At 72.6% G+C, this 2,960-nt stretch carries 2 protein-coding genes; both read right to left on the bottom strand.

Going from position 1 to position 2,960, the window contains the following annotated elements; translation table 11 throughout:
- Nucleotides 1-1,457: acetyl-CoA carboxylase biotin carboxylase subunit (locus tag ESO86_RS14655; RefSeq protein ID WP_207207161.1), on the bottom strand; the 1,457-nt coding region annotated here is incomplete at its 3' end.
- A gap of 5 nt (nucleotides 1,458-1,462) precedes the next feature.
- The coding region (locus ESO86_RS14650; protein WP_129235650.1) for a carboxyl transferase domain-containing protein at nucleotides 1,463-2,960 on the bottom strand (1,498 nt) is incomplete at its 5' end.

Here is a 2,960-nt window from a genome sequence, read left to right as displayed (position 1 = left end):
GCGGCACGCGCGTCCCGCTCGCGCGCGGCGCGGGCGACCTGCTCGAGCGGATCGGACGTCGGACCCGTCGCCGGATCGCTCCCGGCGTCCGCGAGCGCACCAGCTGCGGTCGCCTCGGGGAGGCGGTCGATCAGCCCGGTGTCCAGGTGCCCGGCGCGCACGTCGGGGTGCGCGAGGAGCGTCCGCAGGAACGCCACGTTCGTCTCGACGCCCAGCAGCACCGTGTCGGCGAGTGCGCCATCGAGCCGCTCGAGCGCCTCGGCGCGGTCGTCTCCGTGGGCGATGACCTTGGCGATCATCGGGTCGTAGTCGGCCGTGATGCGCTGGCCCTCGCGGATGCCCGCGTCGACGCGTACGCCCTCCCCGGACGGTGCACGCCATGCGAGCACGTCGCCGGTCGACGGCAGGAACCCGCGCTCGGGGCTCTCGGCGTAGACGCGGGCCTCGATCGCGTGCCCGGTCATGCGCACGTCGTCCTGTCCGATCGCGAGCGGCTCGCCGGCCGCGATGCGCAACTGCTGCTCGACCAGGTCGACGCCCGTGACGAGCTCGGTGACGGGGTGCTCGACCTGGAGGCGGGTGTTCATCTCGATGAAGAAGAACTCGTCGGGGGCGGCATCCGAGACCAAGAACTCGACGGTGCCGGCGCCGAGGTAGTCCACGCTGCGGGCGGCGTCGCATGCCGCGGCGCCGATGCGCTCGCGCGTCGCGGCGTCGAGCAGCGGTGACGGCGCCTCTTCGACGACCTTCTGGTGGCGCCGCTGGAGGGAGCACTCGCGTTCGCCCAGGTGGATCACGTTCCCGTGGGCGTCGGCGAGGACCTGCACCTCGATGTGGCGAGGACGTTCGACGAAGCGCTCGAGCAGGAGCGTGTCGTCGCCGAACGCGGCACGGGCCACGCGCCGGGCCGCGGGCAGCGCGTGCTCGAGCTCCGCCTGGTCGCGCGCGACCTGCATGCCCTTGCCGCCGCCGCCGGCGGACGGCTTGACGAGGATCGGGAACCCGACGAGCGGCGCCGCGTCGAGGAGCTCGTCGTCGGTGGCCTCGGGCTCGCTGACCCCGGGCACGACGGGCACGCCCGACGCCTCGACGTGCCGCTTCGCACGGATCTTGTCGCCCATGACCTCGAGCGCGAGCGCTCCCGGCCCGACGAAGACGATGCCGGCCTCGGCGCAGGCGCGGCCGAACGCCGCGTTCTCCGACAGGAAGCCGTAGCCCGGGTGGATCGCCTGCGCACCCGTGTCGAGCGCGGCGCGCACGATGCGCGCGGGGTCCAGGTAGCTCTCGGCCGCCGGCGCCGGCCCGATGCGCACGGCCTCGTCGGCGAGCGCGACGTGCGGCGCCCCGGCGTCGGCGTCGGAGTACACGGCGATCGCGTGGATTCCGAGGCGCTTCAGCGTGCGGATGATCCGGACGGCGATCTCGCCGCGGTTGGCCACGAGGACACGGTCGAACATTCCCATCACATCCTGAACAGGCCGAAGCGGGGCTCGGGCAGCGGGGTGCGGCTGGCGAGCTCGAGGGCGAGCGCGAGCACGGTGCGGGTGTCGCCGGGCGCGATGACGCCGTCGTCCCACAACCGCGACGTGGAGTGGTACGGGCTTCCCTGTGCGTCGTACTGCGCGCGGACCGGCGCCCTGAAGGCCTCCTCGGCATCGGCGGACCAGTCCTCGCCGCGCACGGCCATCTGGTCGCGCTTGACGGTCGAGAGCACGGATGCCGCCTGCTCGCCGCCCATGACGGAGATCCGCGCGTTGGGCCACATCCAGAGGAAGCGGGGCGAGTACGCCCGGCCGCACATCGAGTAGTTGCCGGCGCCGAAGGAGCCGCCGATCACGACCGTGAACTTCGGCACGCGGGTCGTGGCCACCGCGGTGACCATCTTGGCGCCGTGCTTGGCGATGCCGCCGGCCTCGGCGTCGCTGCCGACCATGAAGCCCGAGATGTTCTGGAGGAACACCAGCGGGATCCCCCGCTGGTCGCAGAGCTCGATGAAGTGCGCGCCCTTCATGGCGGACTCGCTGAAGAGCACGCCGTTGTTCGCCACGATGCCGACGGGGTGCCCGTCGATCCAGGCGAAACCGGTGACGAGCGTGTCGCCGTACTCCTTCTTGAACTCGTGGAACTCGCTGCCGTCGACGAGTCGCGCGATGACCTCGCGCACGTCGTAGGGCTGTTGCACGTCGACGGGCACGGCCGCAGTGAGGGTCGACGGGTCGACGGCGGGTTCGCGCGGCTCGCGCACGGCCCATGCGCGTTCGGGCACGGGCGGCAGGGTCGTGAGGATGTCGCGGACGAGCTCGAGCGCGTGCTCGTCGTCCTCGGCGAGGTGGTCGGTGACGCCCGAGGTGCGGGCGTGCAGCTCGCCGCCGCCGAGCTCCTCGGGGGTGACGACCTCGCCGATCGCGGCCTTCACGAGCGGCGGGCCCCCGAGGAAGATCGTGCCCTGGTCGCGCACGATCACGGTCTCGTCGCTCATCGCCGGGACGTAGGCGCCGCCGGCCGTGCACGAGCCCATGACCGCCGCGATCTGGGGGATCCGCCGCGCCGAGAGGTTGGCCTGGTTGTAGAAGATTCGACCGAAGTGGTCGCGGTCGGGGAACACCTCGTCCTGCTTGGGCAGGAACGCGCCGCCCGAATCGACGAGGTAGACGCACGGCAGGCGGTTCTCGAGGGCGACCTCCTGCGCGCGCAGGTGCTTCTTGACGGTCATCGGATAGTAGGTGCCGCCCTTGACGGTCGCGTCGTTGCAGACGACCATGACCGGGCGCCCGTGCACGAGGCCGACGCCCGCGATGACGCCTGCGGCGGGCGTGTCGTCGTCGTACAGGTCGCCCGCGGCGAGCGGCGCGAGCTCGAGGAAGGGGCTGCCCTCGTCGAGCAGTCGCTCGACGCGGTCGCGCGGGAGCAGCTTGCCGCGCGCGACGTGGCGGTCGCGGGATGCCTCGGGCCCGCCGAGG

Source organism: Agromyces binzhouensis (assembly GCF_004135055.1).
In the GTDB taxonomy this organism is placed as follows: Bacteria; Actinomycetota; Actinomycetes; order Actinomycetales; family Microbacteriaceae; genus Agromyces; species Agromyces binzhouensis.
This window is presented reverse-complemented; position numbering and strand designations above follow the sequence as displayed.